We start from the raw sequence: 15,567 nt of genomic DNA, 5'->3' as shown, positions 1-15,567 counted from the left end.
CTCAGGCCCGGAACGCCGCCGCGAACACCGCCGCCATGCGCCGCGCCGACGGCGCGATCCAGTACTCCACGAGCCGACGCCCGGTGACGGCGGCGCTGCGCGCGCTGACGAACCACGGCGGGGTCGGGAACAGCGCCGCCTCTCCCCCGGCGACCGAGCGCGGGAACGGCCGGAACGGGCCGCGCAGGACGGTCTTCTCGACGCCGTCGATGAGCAGCGCGTTGTGCACCGTGCCGATGCCGCTGCCGACGTCGGCGAGGCGGTTGCCGGGGTAGGCGCCCCAGGGCGCGGCGGCGGTCTGGAAGGCGACGCCGGTCCAGGCGTTGATCGCGATCGTGCCGTAGCGCAGGCGCGCGATCGCCTCGTCGAAGGCGCGGCCGAGACGGCGCTCGGTGGCGGGGTCGACGATCACGTTGATGCCGAGGGTGCCGGCGACCGCGCGGGTGACGTGCTCGACCGCGTTCTCGAGGAACGTCGCCGCGTCGCCCGGCAGGTCGACGACGCCCAGCACGGGAGCGAAGTACTCGGTCGTCTCGACGGGCGCTCCGACCCCGGCCTCGCCGAGCTCGAGCAGCACCCGGGTGCCGTCGGGTCCGCAGCGCAGGGCGCGGGGATGCGCGCCCACGGCCGCCTGCGCCCGGTCGGCCGCGCCCGGATACCAGTCCGGTCGCGCGGGGGCCCGGTCGATCGCCCGGCGCAGCTCGGTGAGGAAGCGCTCGCGCTGCGGCCAGTCGTGCGAGATCAGCACGAGCTGCCCGGCGATGCAGTTCGCTCCGGCGTTGTGCAGACGCATCGTGGCGACGTGCTCGGCCTGGTAGCGCAGGTCCGCCGCGCTCCAGCGCCCCGGAACGACGACGATCGGCGAGACGCCGCCGAGCTCGCTCGAGATCGGGATGCGCAGCTTCGGGTCGTGCGCCGCCTTGCGCGTGCGCCCCTCCTCGCCGGTGCCGAACACGATCGCGTCGTGGCTGGCCGCGCTGCCGGTGATGTGCACGTGCGCGAGCCGGGGATGCCGCGTGAGGTAGGCGCCGACGTCGGCCGCGCCCTCGACGATGCGGAGCGCATCCACCCCGATCAGCGGGGCGAGAGCCCGTGCGAAGACGGGGGTCATGGCCGACATGACGGGGTTGGGCTTCAGCAGCACGACCCGGTTGCCGTGCACGAGCTCGGAGAGCACGTCGAGGGCGGGGATCGCGGTGATGTTGCCGGCGCCGAGCACGAGCCCGACGCCGCCGGTGCGGTCGGGATGCCGCTGGCCGAGCCCGGCGCGGGCGCGCGCCTGGCCCTCGCCGATACCCGGCTGCAGCCACACCTCGGCCGAGAAGCCGTTGAGCAGCAGCTCCTCCTCCCGCGTGCGCGGCAGGGCGCGCACGGTCACGCGACCGCCGAGCGCCATGCCGAGCCGCTCGCCGTCGAGCGGGCTGCGGCCGGCGGCGAGCCGGTCGAGCGACTCCGCCAGCAGCGCGGTCGCGGTGAGCAGTCCGTAGGGGCCCGAGAGCCACTCCTCGCCCTCGAGCGGCGAGCCGCCTGGGATGCCCTTCATGCGTGCCGCGGTCAGCGCCCAGTCCTCGGCCGCCTCGGCGACGGCGGCGCGCACGTCGCGCATCAGCTCGGCTCGTTCGGCCAGCGAGCGTGCGGCCCAGGCGAGCTCGCCGCGCTCGAGGTCGGCGATGGCGGCGTCGATTCTCACCGTGTCGACGGATCCGTCGGGCGCCGCCCCCGCGATCGCCGTCGTGCCCTGATCGCTCATGCGCGCTCCCCTTCGATCGCCTGCGCCGATCATCCCACGCGGGTGCGCGAGCGGGTCGACGACGCCCGCGGTCAGCGCCCCGCGTCGCCCCGCAGGTCGGGCTTCAGCGCCGCGAGCGAGCGCCCGCGCAGCGCCGACCACCAGACGCCGGCGACGTAGGCGAGGTCGTCGAGGCGCCGCGCGACGCCGAAGTGCACGGGGTCGATGCTGGCCTCGTCGCGCCGCCGACACCGCCCGGCCAGCCGGCCGAGACGGGCTCCGCGCCCGAGATCATCGAGACCGACCACGTCGTGCTCGCGGCGGGAAGCGTCGCCTCCCCCGCGATCCTGCTGCGCTCGGGCATCGGCGCGGCCGACGAGCTGCGGGAGCTCGGCGTGAGCGCCGAGGTGGATGCGCCGGGCGTCGGCGCCGCGCTCTCCGAACACCCGCAGGTCGTGCTCGAGTGGCTGCCGCGGCGCGCCCTGCCCGCGCCGTCGAGCGTGTGGATGGCGAGGTCGGTGGATCTCGCGGCCGACGGGACGCCGGAGGCCGCGCATCCCGGGCCCGACGACAGCACGACCGAGGCGATCGCATCGCTCGTGCCGATGCACGCGCTGCTCGACGGACGGCGAGGCGGCGCCGAGCTCGAGCCGCTGCCCGTGCTGCTCGCCGACCACACGCCGCGGCGACGCGGACGGCTGCGGGTGCGGGTGCGGGTGCGCGATGCCGATCCGCTCTCGCCGCCGCGGCTCGAGTACGTCTACCTCGCCGACGCGGACGATCGCCGCCGGCCGCGCGACGGCGTGCGGGCCGTGCACGGGGTGCTCGACTCCCCCGCCCTCGCCGCGGTCGTTGCGCGCGTGCTCGGCACCGACGCGCGCATCCGCCGCGACGGTGCCGCCCTCGACGCCTGGATCGACGACCATCTCGGCACCGCGCTGCACCTGTGCGGCACGGTGCCGATGGGCCGCGACGACGATCCGCGGGCCGTGGTCCACGGTACGGGCGCCGTGCGCGGCGTCGACGGACTCACGGTCGCCGACACGTCGATCCTGCCGACCGCGCCGCGACGCGGGCCGGCGAACACGGCCGTGCTGATCGGCGAGCTGATCGCCGATGCGCTCCGCTCGCACCCCGCATGACGACCGGCCCGGACGCGGGCACCCGGGCTAGAAGCTCAGCGCCAGCTCGCGCAGCTGCTCCTCGGCCGCGGCGCGCTCGGCGTGCGCGCGCTCGCGGAACTCGGCGAGCGCCGGCACCGAGTCGGCGAGCGTGAGCGCGCTCGTGACGACGTGCACGCCCATCCCGAGCGACTCGCCGAGCACGAGCTGCAGCGGGGCGATCGTGTGGTCCCACTCGGCGGTCGGCGTACCGGGGTCGTAGCTCGCCCCGCGGCTCGACACGAGCACGACCGGGCGCCCCTCGACGGGTCGGCTCGGCTGGTCGTCGAAGGTCGCGGTCACGCCCGGCACGTGGATGTAGTCGACCCAGGCTTTGAGGCTCGAGGGCAGCGAGTAGTTGTACATCGGCGCGCCGATCACGACGGCGTCGGCGGCGGAGAGCTCGGCGATGAGCTCGTCCTGCAGGGCGACCGCGGCGGCGGGCGGGGTCGCGCCCTCGACGCGCAGACGCGGCGCCCAGTGCAGCGCCGGATCGGGAAGGTGCGGCAGGGGGTCGCGGTGCAGGTCGCGCACGACGACCGTGTGGTCGTCGCCACGGCCCGTCCAGGCGGCGACGAAGGCGTCGGTGAGCGCTCGCGAGACGGATCCGGCGACGTCGGCGGAGGAGTCGATTCTCAGCAGCTGAGGCATGCGGTCACGCTAGCCCAGCAGTCCCGCCGCCCGCGCCGGCTCGGCGTAGGCCCGCGCAAGCGTGGCGACCGTGTCGTGCGCGTTGAGCCCGCTCGGGTTCGGAACGACCCAGAGCCGCGCATCCCCGAGGCTCTCGGGCTGCTCGCCGGCGACCGCCTGGGGGCGGCCGAAGCCCTGACGGTAGGCCGTGACCCCGGCCACGGCGACGACGTGCGGCCGGTGCTCGGCGACGATCGACTCCAGCCGCGCGGCTCCCGCACGCAGCTCCTCGCGGTCGAGCTCGTCGGCCCGCGCCGTGGCCCGGTCGACGAGGTTCGCGATGCCGACCCCGGCATCCGCGATCATGCGCCGCTCGCGCTGGTCGAGCCCCGCGCCGAACTGCGGCAGCCAGGGCAGGATGCCCGCCTCGACGAGCGCCGGATAGAAGCGGTTGCCGGGATGCGCGAAGTGCGTGCGCGTCGCGGCCGTCCACAGCGAGGGGTTGATGCCGACGAACAGCAGCCGCAGCCCCGGCTCGAGCAGCGGTGCGACCGTCGCGCTCCGGAACGCGCCGAGGTCGGCCCGGCTCAGCTTCGGGGCGGGACGCGCCGGGCCCGGGCCGTCGGCGACGCTCAGCCCTTCGCCTTCGCCGCCGCCTTCGCGGCCTTCTTGAACTCGCGCACCTTCAGCAGCGAGTCGCGATCGTGGATGTCGGCGACCGAGCGGGTCGAGCCCTCCTCACCGTACGGCGCCGAGGCATCGCGCCAGCCCGCCGCATCCACGCCGTACTGCTTGCCGAGCAGCGCCAGGAAGATCTTCGCCTTCTGCTCGCCGAAGCCGGGCAGGGCCTTGAGCCGCTTCAGCACCTCGACGCCGTCGGGCTCGCCGCGGGTCCAGAGTGCGGCGGCGTCGCCATCCCAGTCGTCCTCGAGTGTGGCGCACAGCGCCTGAACCCGGCCGGCCATCGACCCGGGGAACCGATGCACCGACGGGGTCTGCTTGAAGATCGCAACGAGCTCGTCGGCGTCGTAGTGGGCCAGCTGCGCGGCGTCGAGCGCGCCGACGCGGTCGCGGATCTTCGCCGGCCCGGTGAACGCCGTCTCCATCGCGATCTGCTGGTCGAGCAGCATCCCGATCAGCAGCGCGAGCGGGTCGGACGACAGCAGCTCGTCGGCCGCGTCGTCTCCGGTGATGGTCAGCGTCGGGCTCATGCGGTCAGCCTAGAGCGCGGGCTCGCGGCCCGAACCGGCGTCGTCGGAAGCGGTGCTGAAGGCGCCGTGGTCGCCCTCGGCCTCCGCTGCGGCCCGCTTCGCCAGCTGCACCGCGCCGACCGCCCCGGCGACGCCGATGCCCGCCGCGGCGAGCGCGCCGAGCGGTCCCCAGCGACGGCGGCCGAACGCCGCGTCCGCCGACACGCGCCCGGGCCCGTCGGCGACGATCGCGGCGAGCGCCGCGATGAGCACGGCGTTGAACTCCCAGCCGCCCTTCGTGTTCCAGAAGCCGTTGCGCCAGTGCACCTTGTCGATCGCGACGAGCATGGTCGAGATGAGGCCGCCGGCTGCAACCGGCGTCGCGACGCCCAGCGCGATCGCCGCACCGCCCGCCGTCTCGGTCAGCGCGACCGCCCGCGCGTTGCGGGCCGCGGGCGTCATCCCCGTCTTCTCCATCATCGACTCGACGCCATCGAGTCCGGGGCCGTCGAAGGCTCCCGTGAGCTTCTGCAGTCCGTGACCGACGAAGACGCCGCCGACGACGAGGCGGAGGATGAGTGATCCGATGCGCATGTCCCGACGCTAGGACGGTCGGCGACGGGGATGCGCGGCTCTCGCCGAGCGCTCAGGCTCGCCGAGCGCTCGCGTCCGCCGAGAACGCGAGCGCACCTCGTAGTCTGGGCGCGTGAGCGGATCCCCCTACAGCGACGAGTTCTGGCAGGCGTTCATCGCCGGGTTCGCCATCGTCTACGGCCTCATGCTGCTGATCATCGTCGCGCTGTGGATCGTCACGGCGATCGCGATGATGGGCTTCTTCCGCAAGGTGGGCGTCGAGCCGTGGAAGGCGTGGATCCCGATCCTCAACCAATGGACCTTCCTCGAGGTCGGCGGACACAGCGGCGCGCTCGCGCTGCTCTCCCTGGTGCCGTTCGGCTCCTACGTCGTGCTGGTCTTCCAGGCGATCGGCATGCACCGCACCGGGATCGCCTTCGGCAAGGACGTCGGCTTCCTGGTGCTCGGCATCTTCCTGCCGTTCGTGTGGATGTTCCTGCTCGCCCGCCAGCAGGAGGTCTACGACCTGAACCGCCTGGCCTGGGCCGGCCAGCCGATGCCCCGCGCCGGCTACGGCGCCGTGCCCCGCTGACCGGAGCGTCGGAGACGCGATGACGCGCGGTCTGCCGATCCGGCGCGTGGACGAGCATCCACTCGCCCCGCTGCCCCCGGATGTCTGGCCAGCCACGCTCCCCGTCGTGCGCCAGGTGCTCGACGAGGGCCTCGACCTGGGCCCGGTCACCGTGATCGTCGGCGAGAACGGCGTCGGCAAGTCGACGCTCGTGGAGGCGCTCGCGATCGCGTTCGGACTCAACGCCGAAGGCGGGTCGACCGGCGCTCAGAGCACGACGCGGCGCACCGAGTCCGAGCTGGGCGAGCACCTCCAGCTCACCCGCGACGCCGGCGCGTCGCGCAAGGGGTTCTTCCTGCGGGCCGAGACCATGCACGGCTTCTTCAGCTATCTGGAGGACGTCGGGTTCGCCTCGGATCTGCACCGACGCAGTCACGGGGAGTCGTTCCTCGACCTCGTGACCGAGAGGTCGCGCATCCAGGGCCTGTGGCTGCTCGACGAACCCGAGTCGGCGCTGTCGCTCTCGAGCTGCCTCGCCCTGCTGGGTCTTCTGCGCGACCTCGTCGCCGAGGGATCGCAGGTCGTGCTGTCGACCCACTCGCCGGTGCTGGCCGCCTTCCCGGATGCCGACATCCTCGAGGTCGGCGAGTGGGGCATGCGACGAGCCGACTACGACGACCTCGAACTGGTGCGCACCTGGCGGGGCTTCCTGGATGCGCCCCAGCGCTACCTGCGCCACCTCGACTGAGCCGAGGCGGCGCCGGCGCGCGGGACTGCTGCGGGATGCCGGCTCAGTTGAGCGCGGGCGTGTCGGTCGGGATGACGCCCGAGCTGTAGAGGTCGGCCGCGAGGTCGCGCACGGCGCGCAGAGCGACGCGCTGCACGAGCGGGCCGTAGGAGATGCGGGCGACGCCGAGCGCCTCGTACTCGGCCGCGGGCAGGGCGCCCGGGAGGCCGATCACGCTGAGCTTGCCGCGGCCGAGGCCGGCGACGAGCTGCTCGACGTCGTCGCGGGTCACGGCGCCCGGCACGAAGACGGCCGTCGCGCCCTCGGCGAGGAAGGCCCTGCCGCGCGCGATCGCGTCCGCGATGCTGTCGGCCTTCGCCCGGTCGCCGCCCCGGGCGATCGCATCCGTGCGGGCGTTGAGCTGGAAGTCGACGCCCTCGGCCTGGGCCGCCTGGATGATCGCCCGCACGCGGGCGACCGACTCGTCGAAGGGCTTCAGGCGGTCCTCGACGTTCGCGCCGACCACGCCGATGCCGATCGCGCGACGGGTCGTCTCGCCCGGCTCGGTGTAGCCGTCGTCGAGGTCGGCGGTGACCGGCAGCGAGGTCGCGGCGACGATCGGCTCGATCGCCGTCAGCGCGACGTCGAGCGGCATCCCGCCGTCCTCGTAGCCGAGGCTCGCGGCGATCGAGTGGCCGGCGGTCGCGATCGCGGTGGTGCCGGGCACGTCGGCGACGACCTTCGTCGAGACGGCGTCCCAGACGTTGACGACGCGGAGGATGGTGTCGGACTCGTACAGGCGGCGCAGCTCGGCCGCCGTGCTCTGGATGTCGCTCATGCGGCCGACGCTAGCCGAGCCGCATGTCCGCGCGCCGACTCCCCGTGAGCGAACCGTTCGCATCCGTCAGGGAACCGTATGGGTTCCGTGAGGACGCGTCAGGGGCGTTCACGGGCGGAGTTGTATCGCTCATCAGCGCCCCGAGCGGGGCGCACGGTCTCTCCCCGGGACCGTCGTGTACTTGCGAATGGAGCTGCTGTGCTCGACATCGCCTGCCTCGCCGGCGTGATCGTCCTCTTCCTGTTCGTCGGGATGATCGGGAAGGCGGTCGAGAAGCTGTGATCGTCTTCGAGATCGTCGCCGCCGTCCTCGGCCTGGGCGCCCTGGTCTATCTCGTCGTGGCCCTCGTGAAGCCGGAGCGATTCTGATGGAGTGGGGCCTGCTCGTCGCGAGCCTCGCGACCGTCGTCGTCATCCTCGCCGTGCTGTACCGCCCGCTCGGCGACTACATGGCCTGGGTGTTCACCACCGCGCGCGACGTCGCAGTCGAGCGCGGTCTCTACCGCCTGATCGGTGTCGACCCCCGCTCGGAGCAGACCTGGCAGGCCTACCTGCGCTCGGTCCTGATCTTCAGCTTCGTCGGCGTGGTCTTCCTCTACCTGATCCAGCGCACGCAGCAGTTCCTGCCCTATTCGCTGGGACTGCCGCCGGTGCCCGAGGGACTCGCCTTCAACACGGCGATCTCCTTCGTGACCAACACGAACTGGCAGGGCTACTCGCCCGAGCTGACCATGAGCTACACGACGCAGTTCGCCGGCCTGGCCGTTCAGAACTTCGTCTCGGCCGCGACCGGCATCGCCGTCGCCGTCGCCCTGGTGCGCGGCTTCGCCTACCGCCGCAGCGGCACGATCGGAAACTTCTGGGTCGACCTGACCCGCGCCACCTTCCGCATCCTGCTGCCGCTGTCGATCGTCGCGGCGATCATCCTGCTCGCGGGCGGCGTGATCCAGAACTTCGCCGGCTTCACCACGGTCGACACGATCGCGGGCGGATCGCAGGTGCTGCCCGGCGGACCGGTCGCCTCGCAGGAGGCCATCAAGGAGATCGGCACGAACGGCGGCGGCTTCTTCAACGCCAACGCCTCGCACCCCTTCGAGAACCCGACCGCCTGGACCAGCATCCTGCAGGTCGTGCTGCTGCTGATGATCCCGTTCAGCCTGCCGCGCACCTTCGGCAGGATCGTCGGCGACAACCGCCAGGGCTACGCGATCCTCGCCGCCATGGGCGTGCTCGCGCTCATCTCCTTCGTCGCGCTCGGCGCCGCCGAGTTCGCCGGACGCGGCACGGCGCCCGAACTGGCGGGATCTCCGATGGAGGGCAAGGAGCAGCGCTTCGGCCTCGTGCAGTCGATCCTCTACGCCACCGCGACGACGCTGACCTCCACCGGGTCGGTCAACTCGATGCACGACTCCTACACCGCCCTCGGCGGCATGATGCCGATGATCAACATGATGCTCGGCGAGATCGCGCCCGGCGGTGTCGGAGCGGGCCTCTACGGCATGCTCATCATCGCCGTCATCGCGGTGTTCATCGCGGGCCTCCTGGTCGGCCGCACCCCCGAGTACCTCGGCAAGAAGATCGGGCCGCGCGAGATCAAGCTCGCCAGCCTCTACATCCTCGTCATGCCGATCCTGCTGCTCGGCGGCGTCGCGCTCAGCTTCGCCATCCCGGGCGTGCGCGACGACATGGAGAAGACCTCGATCTGGAACCCGGGCCTGCACGGCCTCTCCGAGGTGGTCTACGCCTTCGCCTCCGCGTCGAACAACAACGGATCGGCGTTCGCCGGACTCACCGCGAACACCCCGTGGCTCAACGCCGCGCTCGGCGTCGCGATGCTGCTCGGCCGTTTCCTGCCGATCGCCCTCACGATCGCGCTCGCCGGCTCGCTGGCGGCGCAGGACAAGGTGCCGGTCACCGCCGGCACGCTGCCCACGCACCGCCCGCTCTTCATCGGACTGATCATCGGCACCGCCGTGCTGGTGACGGCCCTCGTCTTCTTCCCCGTGCTCACGCTCGGACCCCTCGCAGAAGGACTGATGTGACGATGTCCACCCTCACCTCTCCCCCGATGACCGAGCCCCCGACGACGCCGACCGGCGCTCGTCCTCCCGCACGGCGCGGGATCAGCTGGGCGCAGGTGCGTGCGGCGCTCCCCGGAGCGTTCCGCAAGCTGACGCCGAAGGCGCAGTGGCGCAACCCCGTCATGTTCCTCGTCTGGGTCGGCGCCGCGCTGACCACCGTGCTGGCGATCGCCGAGCCCTTCCTGGGCGGCCCCGCCACCTCGGGCGGCTCGGCCGTGCCCGCCTCGTTCACGATCGTGATCGCGGTGTGGCTCTGGCTGACCGTGCTGTTCGCGAACCTCGCCGAGTCGATCGCCGAGGGTCGCGGCAAGGCCCAGGCCGAGACGCTGCGCAAGACCCGCACCTCGACCTCCGCCCACCGGGTGACCGACTACCGCGAGGCCGACGACGCCGCGGCTCAGGGCGCCGCCACCGTGGAGGTGTCGTCGGCCGACCTGAAGCTCGGGGATGTCGTGGTCGTCACCGCCGGTGAGCTCATCCCCGGCGACGGCGACATCATCTGGGGCATCGCGAGCGTCGACGAGTCGGCGGTCACCGGCGAGTCGGCCCCCGTGGTGCGCGAGTCGGGCGGCGACCGCTCGGCCGTCACGGGCGGCACTCGCGTGCTCTCCGACCGCATCGTGGTGCGCATCACCTCCAAGCCGGGCGAGACCTTCGTCGACCGCATGATCGCGCTCGTCGAGGGCGCCGCCCGCCAGAAGACGCCCAATGAGATCGCGCTGAACATCCTGCTCGCCGCCCTCTCGATCGTCTTCGTCGCGGTCGCGCTGACGCTGAACCCGATCGCGAGCTACGCGGCGGAGCCCGCGAGCATCACGGTGCTCGTGGCCCTGCTGGTCTGCCTCATCCCGACGACGATCGGCGCGCTGCTCAGCGCGATCGGCATCGCCGGCATGGACCGCCTGGTGCAGCGCAATGTGCTGGCCATGTCGGGCCGCGCGGTCGAGGCCGCCGGCGACGTCACGACCCTGCTGCTCGACAAGACCGGCACGATCACCCACGGCGACCGCCGCGCCTCGGAGTTCATCGAGATGATCGGCGTCGAGCGCGCCGAGCTGGTGCGCTCCGCGGCGCTGTCGTCGCTCGCCGACCCGACGCCCGAGGGCACCTCGATCGTCGACCTGGCGAAGGAGCGCGGCGAGTCGTTCGACCAGACCACTCCGGGCGAGTTCGTGCCGTTCACGGCGCAGACCCGCATGAGCGGCCTCGACCTCCCCGACGGAACGCAGATCCGCAAGGGCGCCGGCTCGGCCGTCGCCGCGTGGCTCAGCGAAGGCGGCCGCCGCATCTCCTCCTCCGAGGAGGCGGAGATGGAGCAGCAGACCGAGCGCATCGCGCAGTCGGGCGGCACCCCGCTCGTCGTCGCCGTGAAGGACGCGTCGGGCGCCGGCCGCGTGCTCGGCGTCGTGCACCTCAAGGACGTCGTCAAGGAGGGGCTCGTCGAGCGCTTCGCCGAGCTGCGCGCCATGGGCATCCGCACCGTCATGATCACGGGCGACAACCCGCTGACCGCGGCGGCGATCGCGAAGGAGGCCGGCGTCGACGACTTCCTCGCCGAGGCCACCCCCGAGCAGAAGCTCGCCTACATCCGCACGGAGCAGGAGGGCGGCAACCTCGTCGCGATGACCGGAGACGGCACCAACGACGCCCCCGCGCTCGCGCAGGCGGATGTCGGCGTGGCGATGAACACGGGCACGTCGGCCGCGAAGGAGGCCGGCAACATGGTCGACCTCGACTCCGACCCGACGAAGCTCATCGACATCGTCGCGATCGGCAAGCAGCTGCTCATCACCCGCGGAGCACTCACGACGTTCTCGATCGCCAACGACATCGCGAAGTACTTCGCGATCATCCCCGCGATCTTCGCCGGCGTGTTCCCCCAGCTCGCGGTGCTGAACATCATGGGCCTGCACAGCCCGGCCTCGGCCGTGCTGTCGGCCATCATCTTCAACGCGCTCGTGATCGTGGCCCTCGTGCCGCTGTCGCTGCGCGGCGTGAAGTACCGCCCCGTGGGCGCCTCCCAGATCCTCGGCCGCAACCTGCTGGTCTTCGGTCTCGGCGGCATCGTGGTCCCCTTCATCGGCATCTGGCTCATCGACCTCGTCGTGCGCCTGATCCCCGGATTCTGAGCCGCGGCTCCGGAATCCGACGAGAAGAAGCTTCCAGGAGAAGACAATGAACACCTCCCTCCGCAGCACCAGCCGCACCCTCGGGGTCGCGGTGCGCGCGCTGCTCATGTTCACCGTGGTGCTGGGCATCGGCTACACGCTGCTCATCACCGGCATCGGCCAGCTGCTGATGCCGTCGCAGTCGAACGGCTCGCTCGTGCGCGACGCCGACGGCGATGTCGTCGGCTCGTCGCTGATCGGCCAGTCGTTCACGGACGAGGACGGCGACCCGCTGCCCGAGTACTTCCAGAGCCGCCCGTCGGCGGCCGGCGACGGCTATGACGGCGGTGCGTCGTCGGGCTCCAACTGGGGGCCCGAGAACAGGGACCTGATCGCCGCGATCACGGAGCGCAAGGCCGCGATCGCGAAGTTCAACGGCGTCAGCGAAGACGAGGTGCCGGCCGACGCCGTCACCGCGTCGAGCTCGGGTCTCGACCCGCACATCAGCCCCGAGTACGCGGCGATCCAGATCGACCGCGTCGCCGAAGCCCGCGGGGTCAGCGCGGATAAGGTGAAGCAGCTGGTCCAGCAGCACACGCAGGGCCCCGACTTCGGGTACCTGGGCGAGTCCACGGTCGACGTGCTCGAGCTGAACCTGGCGCTCGATCGTCTGAAGGGCTGAGCATGGGCAGGGGGCGGCTTCGGGTGCTTCTCGGCGCCGCCCCCGGCGTCGGCAAGACCTTCACGATGCTCGAAGAGGGTCGGCGTCTTCGCGACGAGGGCGCCGACGTCGTGGTCGCGATCGTCGAGACCCACGGGCGCAGCGCCACCGCGGCGCTCATCGAGGGTCTCGAGACGCTGCCGCGGCGTCAGGTCGCCCACCGCGGCGTCGACCTCGACGAGATGGACCTCCCGGCGGTGCTGAAGCGCCGCCCCGGCATCGCCCTCGTCGACGAGCTCGCGCACACGAACGCGCCCGGCTCGACGAACGAGAAGCGCTGGCAGGACGTCGCGACCCTGCTGGATGCCGGCATCGACGTCATCACGACCGTCAACATCCAGCACATCGAGTCGCTCGGCGACGTGGTGCAGCAGATCACCGGCGTGCCGCAGCGCGAGACGATCCCCGACCGGGTGCTGCGCTCGGCCGACCAGATCGAGGTCATCGACCTCGACCCGCAGGCGCTGCGCGACCGTCTCGCCGGCGGACGCATCTACCCCGCCGAGCGGGTGGATGCGGCCCTGTCGAACTACTTCCGGCTCGGCAACCTGACGGCGCTGCGCGAGCTGGCCCTGCTGTGGCTGGCTGACGAGGTCGACACGGCGCTGAAGAACTACCGCACCGAGCACGGCATCCGCTCGACCTGGGAGGCGCGCGAGCGCGTCGTCGTCGCCCTGACCGGCGGTCCCGAAGGCGAGACGCTGCTGCGCCGCGGCGCCCGCATCGCCGCGCGCTCCTCCGGCGGCGAGCTGCTGGCCGTGCACGTCACCAGCCAGGACGGCCTGCTGCAGGGCGATCCGCAGAACCTGGCGCAGCAGCGGGCGCTCGTCGAGAAGCTCGGCGGCAGCTACCACCAGGTCGTCGGCGACGACATCCCGCGTTCGCTCGTCGACTTCGCCCGCGGAGCCAACGCGACCCAGCTCGTGATCGGCGTCAGCCGCCGCTCGCGCCTGACGGCGGCGCTGACCGGCCCGGGCATCGGCTCGACGGTCATCCGCGAATCGGGCGACATCGACGTGCACATCGTCAGTCACGCCTCGGCCGGCGGCAAGCTGCGGCTGCCGCGGCTCGGCGGTGCGCTGAGCCTGCGGCGACGCGCGGCCGGCTTCGCGATCGCGCTGATCGGCGGTCCGCTGCTGAGCTGGGCGCTCGTCTCCCTGCGCACCGAGGACTCGATCACGAGCGACGTGCTCAGCTACCAGCTGCTGGTCGTCGTGGTCGCGCTCGTCGGCGGCATCTGGCCCGCTCTGTTCGCCGCCGTGCTCTCGGGGCTCACGCTCGACTTCCTCTTCGTCGAGCCGCTCTACACCGTGACGATCGCCGAGCCGCTGCACCTGCTCGCGATCGTGCTCTACGTCGTGATCGCGATCCTGGTCAGCTTCGTCGTCGACCGCGCGGCCCGGCAGACCCGCGCCGCGCGCCGGGGGGCCAGCGAGGCCGAGCTGCTGGCCACCGTCGCCGGCAGCGTGCTGCGCGGCGCCGGGGCCGTGGATGCGCTCGTCGAACGCACGCGCGAGGCCTTCGGGCTGGCGCGCGTGCGCCTGCTCGACGGCGAGACCGTGCTCGCCGAGTCGGGCGAGCGCGATCCGGATGCGCCGCTCACCCGCGTCGCGGTCGGCGAGCGCGCGACGCTCGAGCTGAACGGCGCCGACCTCGCCGCCTCGGAGCAGCGCCTGCTGGCCGTCATCACGGCGCAGCTCGACGCCGCGCTCGAGCACAGCGACCTGGCCGAGACCGCGAGCGAGGTCGAGCCGCTCGCCGCGACCGACAAGGTGCGCAGCGCCCTGCTCTCGGCGCTCAGTCACGACCTGCGCCGCCCGCTCGCGGCCGCGACCGCCGCCGTCGGCGGACTCCGCACGGCCGGTGCGGCACTCAGCCCGGCCGATCGCGCCGAGCTGCTCGAGACCGCCGACGAGAGCCTCGGCACCCTCGCCGGGCTCATCACCGACCTGCTCGACGTGAGCCGGCTGCAGGCCGGCGCCCTGGCGGTCGCGACGCAGCCGGTCGACGCGATCGACGTCATCCTGCCCGCCCTCGACGAGCTCGGCACCGGCCCCGATCACGTGGCGCTCGACCTCGCCGCCGACGTGCCGCCGGTCGCCGCCGACCCCGTGCTGCTGCAGCGCGTCGTGGTCAACCTGGTGGCGAACGCCCTGCGGCACAGCCCGGACGACGTGCCGGTGACGGTCACCACGAGCTCCTTCGGCGATCAGGTGGAGCTGCGTGTGATCGACCGCGGTCCGGGCATCCCACCCGAGAAGCGCGGCGACGTGTTCGTGCCGTTCCAGCGCCTCGGCGACACCGACAACTCCGTCGGGCTCGGCCTCGGGCTGGCCCTGTCGCGCGGCTTCGTCGAGGGGATGCGCGGCACCCTGACCCCCGAAGACACCCCCGGCGGCGGCCTGACCATGGTCGTGAGCCTGCCCGCGCTCCGCGACCCGGCCGCGCATCCCGACAGCACCGAGGAGACGGCATGAAGATCCTCATCGCCGACGACGACCCCCAGATCCTCCGCGCCCTGCGCATCACGCTGGGCGCACAGGGCTACGACGTCATCACCGCCGGAGACGGCAAGGCGGCGATCGCCGCGGCCATCGAGCAGCACCCTGATCTCTACATGCTCGACCTCGGGATGCCGCACCTCGACGGCATCGAGGTCATCACGGCGCTGCGCGGCTGGACGACCGCGCCGATCCTCGTGGTCTCGGGTCGCACGGTCGCGGCCGACAAGGTGGATGCGCTCGACGCGGGCGCCGACGACTACGTCACGAAGCCGTTCGCGATCGAGGAGCTGATGGCCCGCATCCGGGCCCTGACCCGCCGCACGGCGGCGCCGGATGCCGAACCGGTCATCCGCTTCGGCGACGTGACGGTCGATCTTGCGGCGCGCACGGTCGTGCGCGGCGAGGGCTCCGCGGCGAGCGCCGTGCGCCTGACCCCGACGGAGTGGCAGATGCTCGAGCTGCTGATCCGCAACGCCGGGCGCCTCGTCACCCGCCAGACCCTGCTGACCGAGATCTGGGGATCGCAGCACGTCGCCGACACCGGCTACCTGCGGCTCTACATCGCGCAGCTGCGCAAGAAGCTCGAGGCGCAGCCGGCCGCGCCCCGACACCTGCTCACCGAGGCCGGCATGGGCTACCGCCTCGTGCTGCAGTCCGACTCCACGAGCCCTGATGAGACGACTTCAGCATCGTGATGCTGTCGTGATTGACTGAGGGCTACGCTCCAACGCCCTCA

16 protein-coding genes are annotated in these 15,567 nt (G+C 72.5%); 9 read left to right on the top strand and 7 right to left on the bottom strand.

All coding sequences use genetic code 11. The annotated features are described in order from the left end of the window. Nucleotide 1: 1 nt before the first annotated feature. Nucleotides 2–1,750 (bottom strand): aldehyde dehydrogenase family protein, encoded by a 1,749-nt coding sequence (locus FJ658_RS03880; protein WP_141144063.1) that lies wholly within the window; start codon nucleotides 1,748–1,750, stop codon nucleotides 2–4. Nucleotides 1,751–1,821: 71 nt separating this feature from the next. Then, nucleotides 1,822–1,947 (bottom strand): hypothetical protein, encoded by a 126-nt coding sequence (locus FJ658_RS16785; RefSeq protein WP_255447544.1) that lies wholly within the window; start codon nucleotides 1,945–1,947, stop codon nucleotides 1,822–1,824. On the opposite strand from FJ658_RS16785, the gene FJ658_RS03870 reads away from it, so the two are divergent. Beyond that, nucleotides 1,942–2,871, top strand: a complete 930-nt coding sequence (locus FJ658_RS03870) for a GMC oxidoreductase (protein WP_141144061.1) — start codon at nucleotides 1,942–1,944, stop codon at nucleotides 2,869–2,871. The two genes, FJ658_RS16785 and FJ658_RS03870, sit on opposite strands and share 6 nt — an antisense overlap. A 27-nt stretch (nucleotides 2,872–2,898) precedes the next feature. On the opposite strand, the gene FJ658_RS03865 is transcribed toward FJ658_RS03870, so the two are convergent. From FJ658_RS03865 to FJ658_RS03850, 4 genes are all read right to left on the bottom strand, one after another. Further along, nucleotides 2,899–3,540, bottom strand: coding sequence for an FMN-dependent NADH-azoreductase (locus tag FJ658_RS03865; RefSeq protein WP_141144060.1), 642 nt, complete (start codon nucleotides 3,538–3,540; stop codon nucleotides 2,899–2,901). Between the two features lie 9 nt (nucleotides 3,541–3,549). Then, entirely contained in the window at nucleotides 3,550–4,047 is a 498-nt protein-coding gene (locus FJ658_RS03860; protein WP_370454757.1) for a mismatch-specific DNA-glycosylase, read from the bottom strand. A gap of 104 nt (nucleotides 4,048–4,151) precedes the next feature. Further along, a complete protein-coding gene (locus FJ658_RS03855; protein WP_141144058.1) occupies nucleotides 4,152–4,730 on the bottom strand; it encodes an HhH-GPD-type base excision DNA repair protein in 579 nt (192 codons plus the stop codon). A 9-nt stretch (nucleotides 4,731–4,739) separates the two neighbouring features. After that, entirely contained in the window at nucleotides 4,740–5,303 is a 564-nt protein-coding gene (locus FJ658_RS03850) for a DoxX family protein (protein WP_141144057.1), read from the bottom strand. 112 nt (nucleotides 5,304–5,415) lie between these two features. On the opposite strand from FJ658_RS03850, the gene FJ658_RS03845 reads away from it, so the two are divergent. Both FJ658_RS03845 and FJ658_RS03840 read left to right on the top strand, forming a co-directional pair. Continuing rightward, nucleotides 5,416–5,874 carry a DUF5684 domain-containing protein gene (locus FJ658_RS03845; protein ID WP_141144056.1) on the top strand — a complete coding sequence of 153 codons (459 nt, stop codon included), beginning with the start codon at nucleotides 5,416–5,418 and terminating at the stop codon, nucleotides 5,872–5,874. Nucleotides 5,875–5,893: 19 nt separating this feature from the next. Further along, complete coding sequence (locus tag FJ658_RS03840; protein ID WP_141144055.1) at nucleotides 5,894–6,601, top strand: AAA family ATPase; 708 nt, start codon at nucleotides 5,894–5,896, stop codon at nucleotides 6,599–6,601. A 43-nt stretch (nucleotides 6,602–6,644) separates the two neighbouring features. Here FJ658_RS03840 and FJ658_RS03835 read toward each other — a convergent pair whose 3' ends face one another. Continuing rightward, the gene (locus tag FJ658_RS03835; RefSeq protein WP_141144054.1) at nucleotides 6,645–7,418 is read right to left on the bottom strand and encodes an isocitrate lyase/phosphoenolpyruvate mutase family protein; all 774 of its coding nucleotides are present in this window, start codon (nucleotides 7,416–7,418) and stop codon (nucleotides 6,645–6,647) included. 278 nt (nucleotides 7,419–7,696) lie between these two features. Between FJ658_RS03835 and kdpF the strand changes: the two genes are divergently transcribed. From kdpF to FJ658_RS03805, 6 genes are read left to right on the top strand one after another with little or no spacing between them, the layout of a single operon-like run. Further along, nucleotides 7,697–7,786, top strand: a complete 90-nt coding sequence (gene kdpF / locus FJ658_RS03830) for a K(+)-transporting ATPase subunit F (protein WP_141144053.1) — start codon at nucleotides 7,697–7,699, stop codon at nucleotides 7,784–7,786. After that, entirely contained in the window at nucleotides 7,786–9,459 is a 1,674-nt protein-coding gene (gene kdpA / locus FJ658_RS03825) for a potassium-transporting ATPase subunit KdpA (RefSeq protein ID WP_141144052.1), read from the top strand. The genes kdpF and kdpA overlap by 1 nt, the downstream gene beginning before the upstream one ends. Before the next feature lie 2 nt (nucleotides 9,460–9,461). Continuing rightward, on the top strand, nucleotides 9,462–11,627 hold the full coding sequence (kdpB, locus tag FJ658_RS03820; RefSeq protein ID WP_141144051.1) for a potassium-transporting ATPase subunit KdpB: 2,166 nt from the start codon (nucleotides 9,462–9,464) through the stop codon (nucleotides 11,625–11,627). Between the two features lie 46 nt (nucleotides 11,628–11,673). Next, on the top strand, nucleotides 11,674–12,288 hold the full coding sequence (gene kdpC / locus FJ658_RS03815) for a K(+)-transporting ATPase subunit C (protein WP_141144050.1): 615 nt from the start codon (nucleotides 11,674–11,676) through the stop codon (nucleotides 12,286–12,288). A gap of 2 nt (nucleotides 12,289–12,290) precedes the next feature. Beyond that, a complete protein-coding gene (locus FJ658_RS03810) occupies nucleotides 12,291–14,804 on the top strand; it encodes an ATP-binding protein (RefSeq protein WP_141144049.1) in 2,514 nt (837 codons plus the stop codon). Continuing rightward, on the top strand, nucleotides 14,801–15,526 hold the full coding sequence (locus tag FJ658_RS03805) for a response regulator (RefSeq protein ID WP_141144048.1): 726 nt from the start codon (nucleotides 14,801–14,803) through the stop codon (nucleotides 15,524–15,526). Before FJ658_RS03810 ends, FJ658_RS03805 begins: the two co-directional genes overlap by 4 nt. Nucleotides 15,527–15,567: the final 41 nt, after the last annotated feature.

Source organism: Schumannella sp. 10F1B-5-1 (assembly GCF_006517535.1).
Classification (GTDB): Bacteria; Actinomycetota; Actinomycetes; order Actinomycetales; family Microbacteriaceae; genus Schumannella.
This window is presented reverse-complemented; position numbering and strand designations above follow the sequence as displayed.

What these genes read in the sequence shown, in the direction of transcription:
- FJ658_RS03880 (WP_141144063.1), bottom strand. Translation starts at nt 1,750, where the DNA reads ATGAGCGATCAGGGCACGACGGCGATCGCGGGGGCGGCGCCCGACGGA.
- FJ658_RS03865 (WP_141144060.1), bottom strand. Translation starts at nt 3,540, where the DNA reads ATGCCTCAGCTGCTGAGAATCGACTCCTCCGCCGACGTCGCCGGATCC.
- FJ658_RS03855 (WP_141144058.1), bottom strand. Translation starts at nt 4,730, where the DNA reads ATGAGCCCGACGCTGACCATCACCGGAGACGACGCGGCCGACGAGCTG.
- FJ658_RS03850 (WP_141144057.1), bottom strand. Translation starts at nt 5,303, where the DNA reads ATGCGCATCGGATCACTCATCCTCCGCCTCGTCGTCGGCGGCGTCTTC.
- FJ658_RS03840 (WP_141144055.1), top strand. Translation starts at nt 5,894, where the DNA reads ATGACGCGCGGTCTGCCGATCCGGCGCGTGGACGAGCATCCACTCGCC.
- FJ658_RS03835 (WP_141144054.1), bottom strand. Translation starts at nt 7,418, where the DNA reads ATGAGCGACATCCAGAGCACGGCGGCCGAGCTGCGCCGCCTGTACGAG.
- kdpA (WP_141144052.1), top strand. Translation starts at nt 7,786, where the DNA reads ATGGAGTGGGGCCTGCTCGTCGCGAGCCTCGCGACCGTCGTCGTCATC.
- kdpB (WP_141144051.1), top strand. Translation starts at nt 9,462, where the DNA reads ATGTCCACCCTCACCTCTCCCCCGATGACCGAGCCCCCGACGACGCCG.
- kdpC (WP_141144050.1), top strand. Translation starts at nt 11,674, where the DNA reads ATGAACACCTCCCTCCGCAGCACCAGCCGCACCCTCGGGGTCGCGGTG.
- FJ658_RS03810 (WP_141144049.1), top strand. Translation starts at nt 12,291, where the DNA reads ATGGGCAGGGGGCGGCTTCGGGTGCTTCTCGGCGCCGCCCCCGGCGTC.
- FJ658_RS03805 (WP_141144048.1), top strand. Translation starts at nt 14,801, where the DNA reads ATGAAGATCCTCATCGCCGACGACGACCCCCAGATCCTCCGCGCCCTG.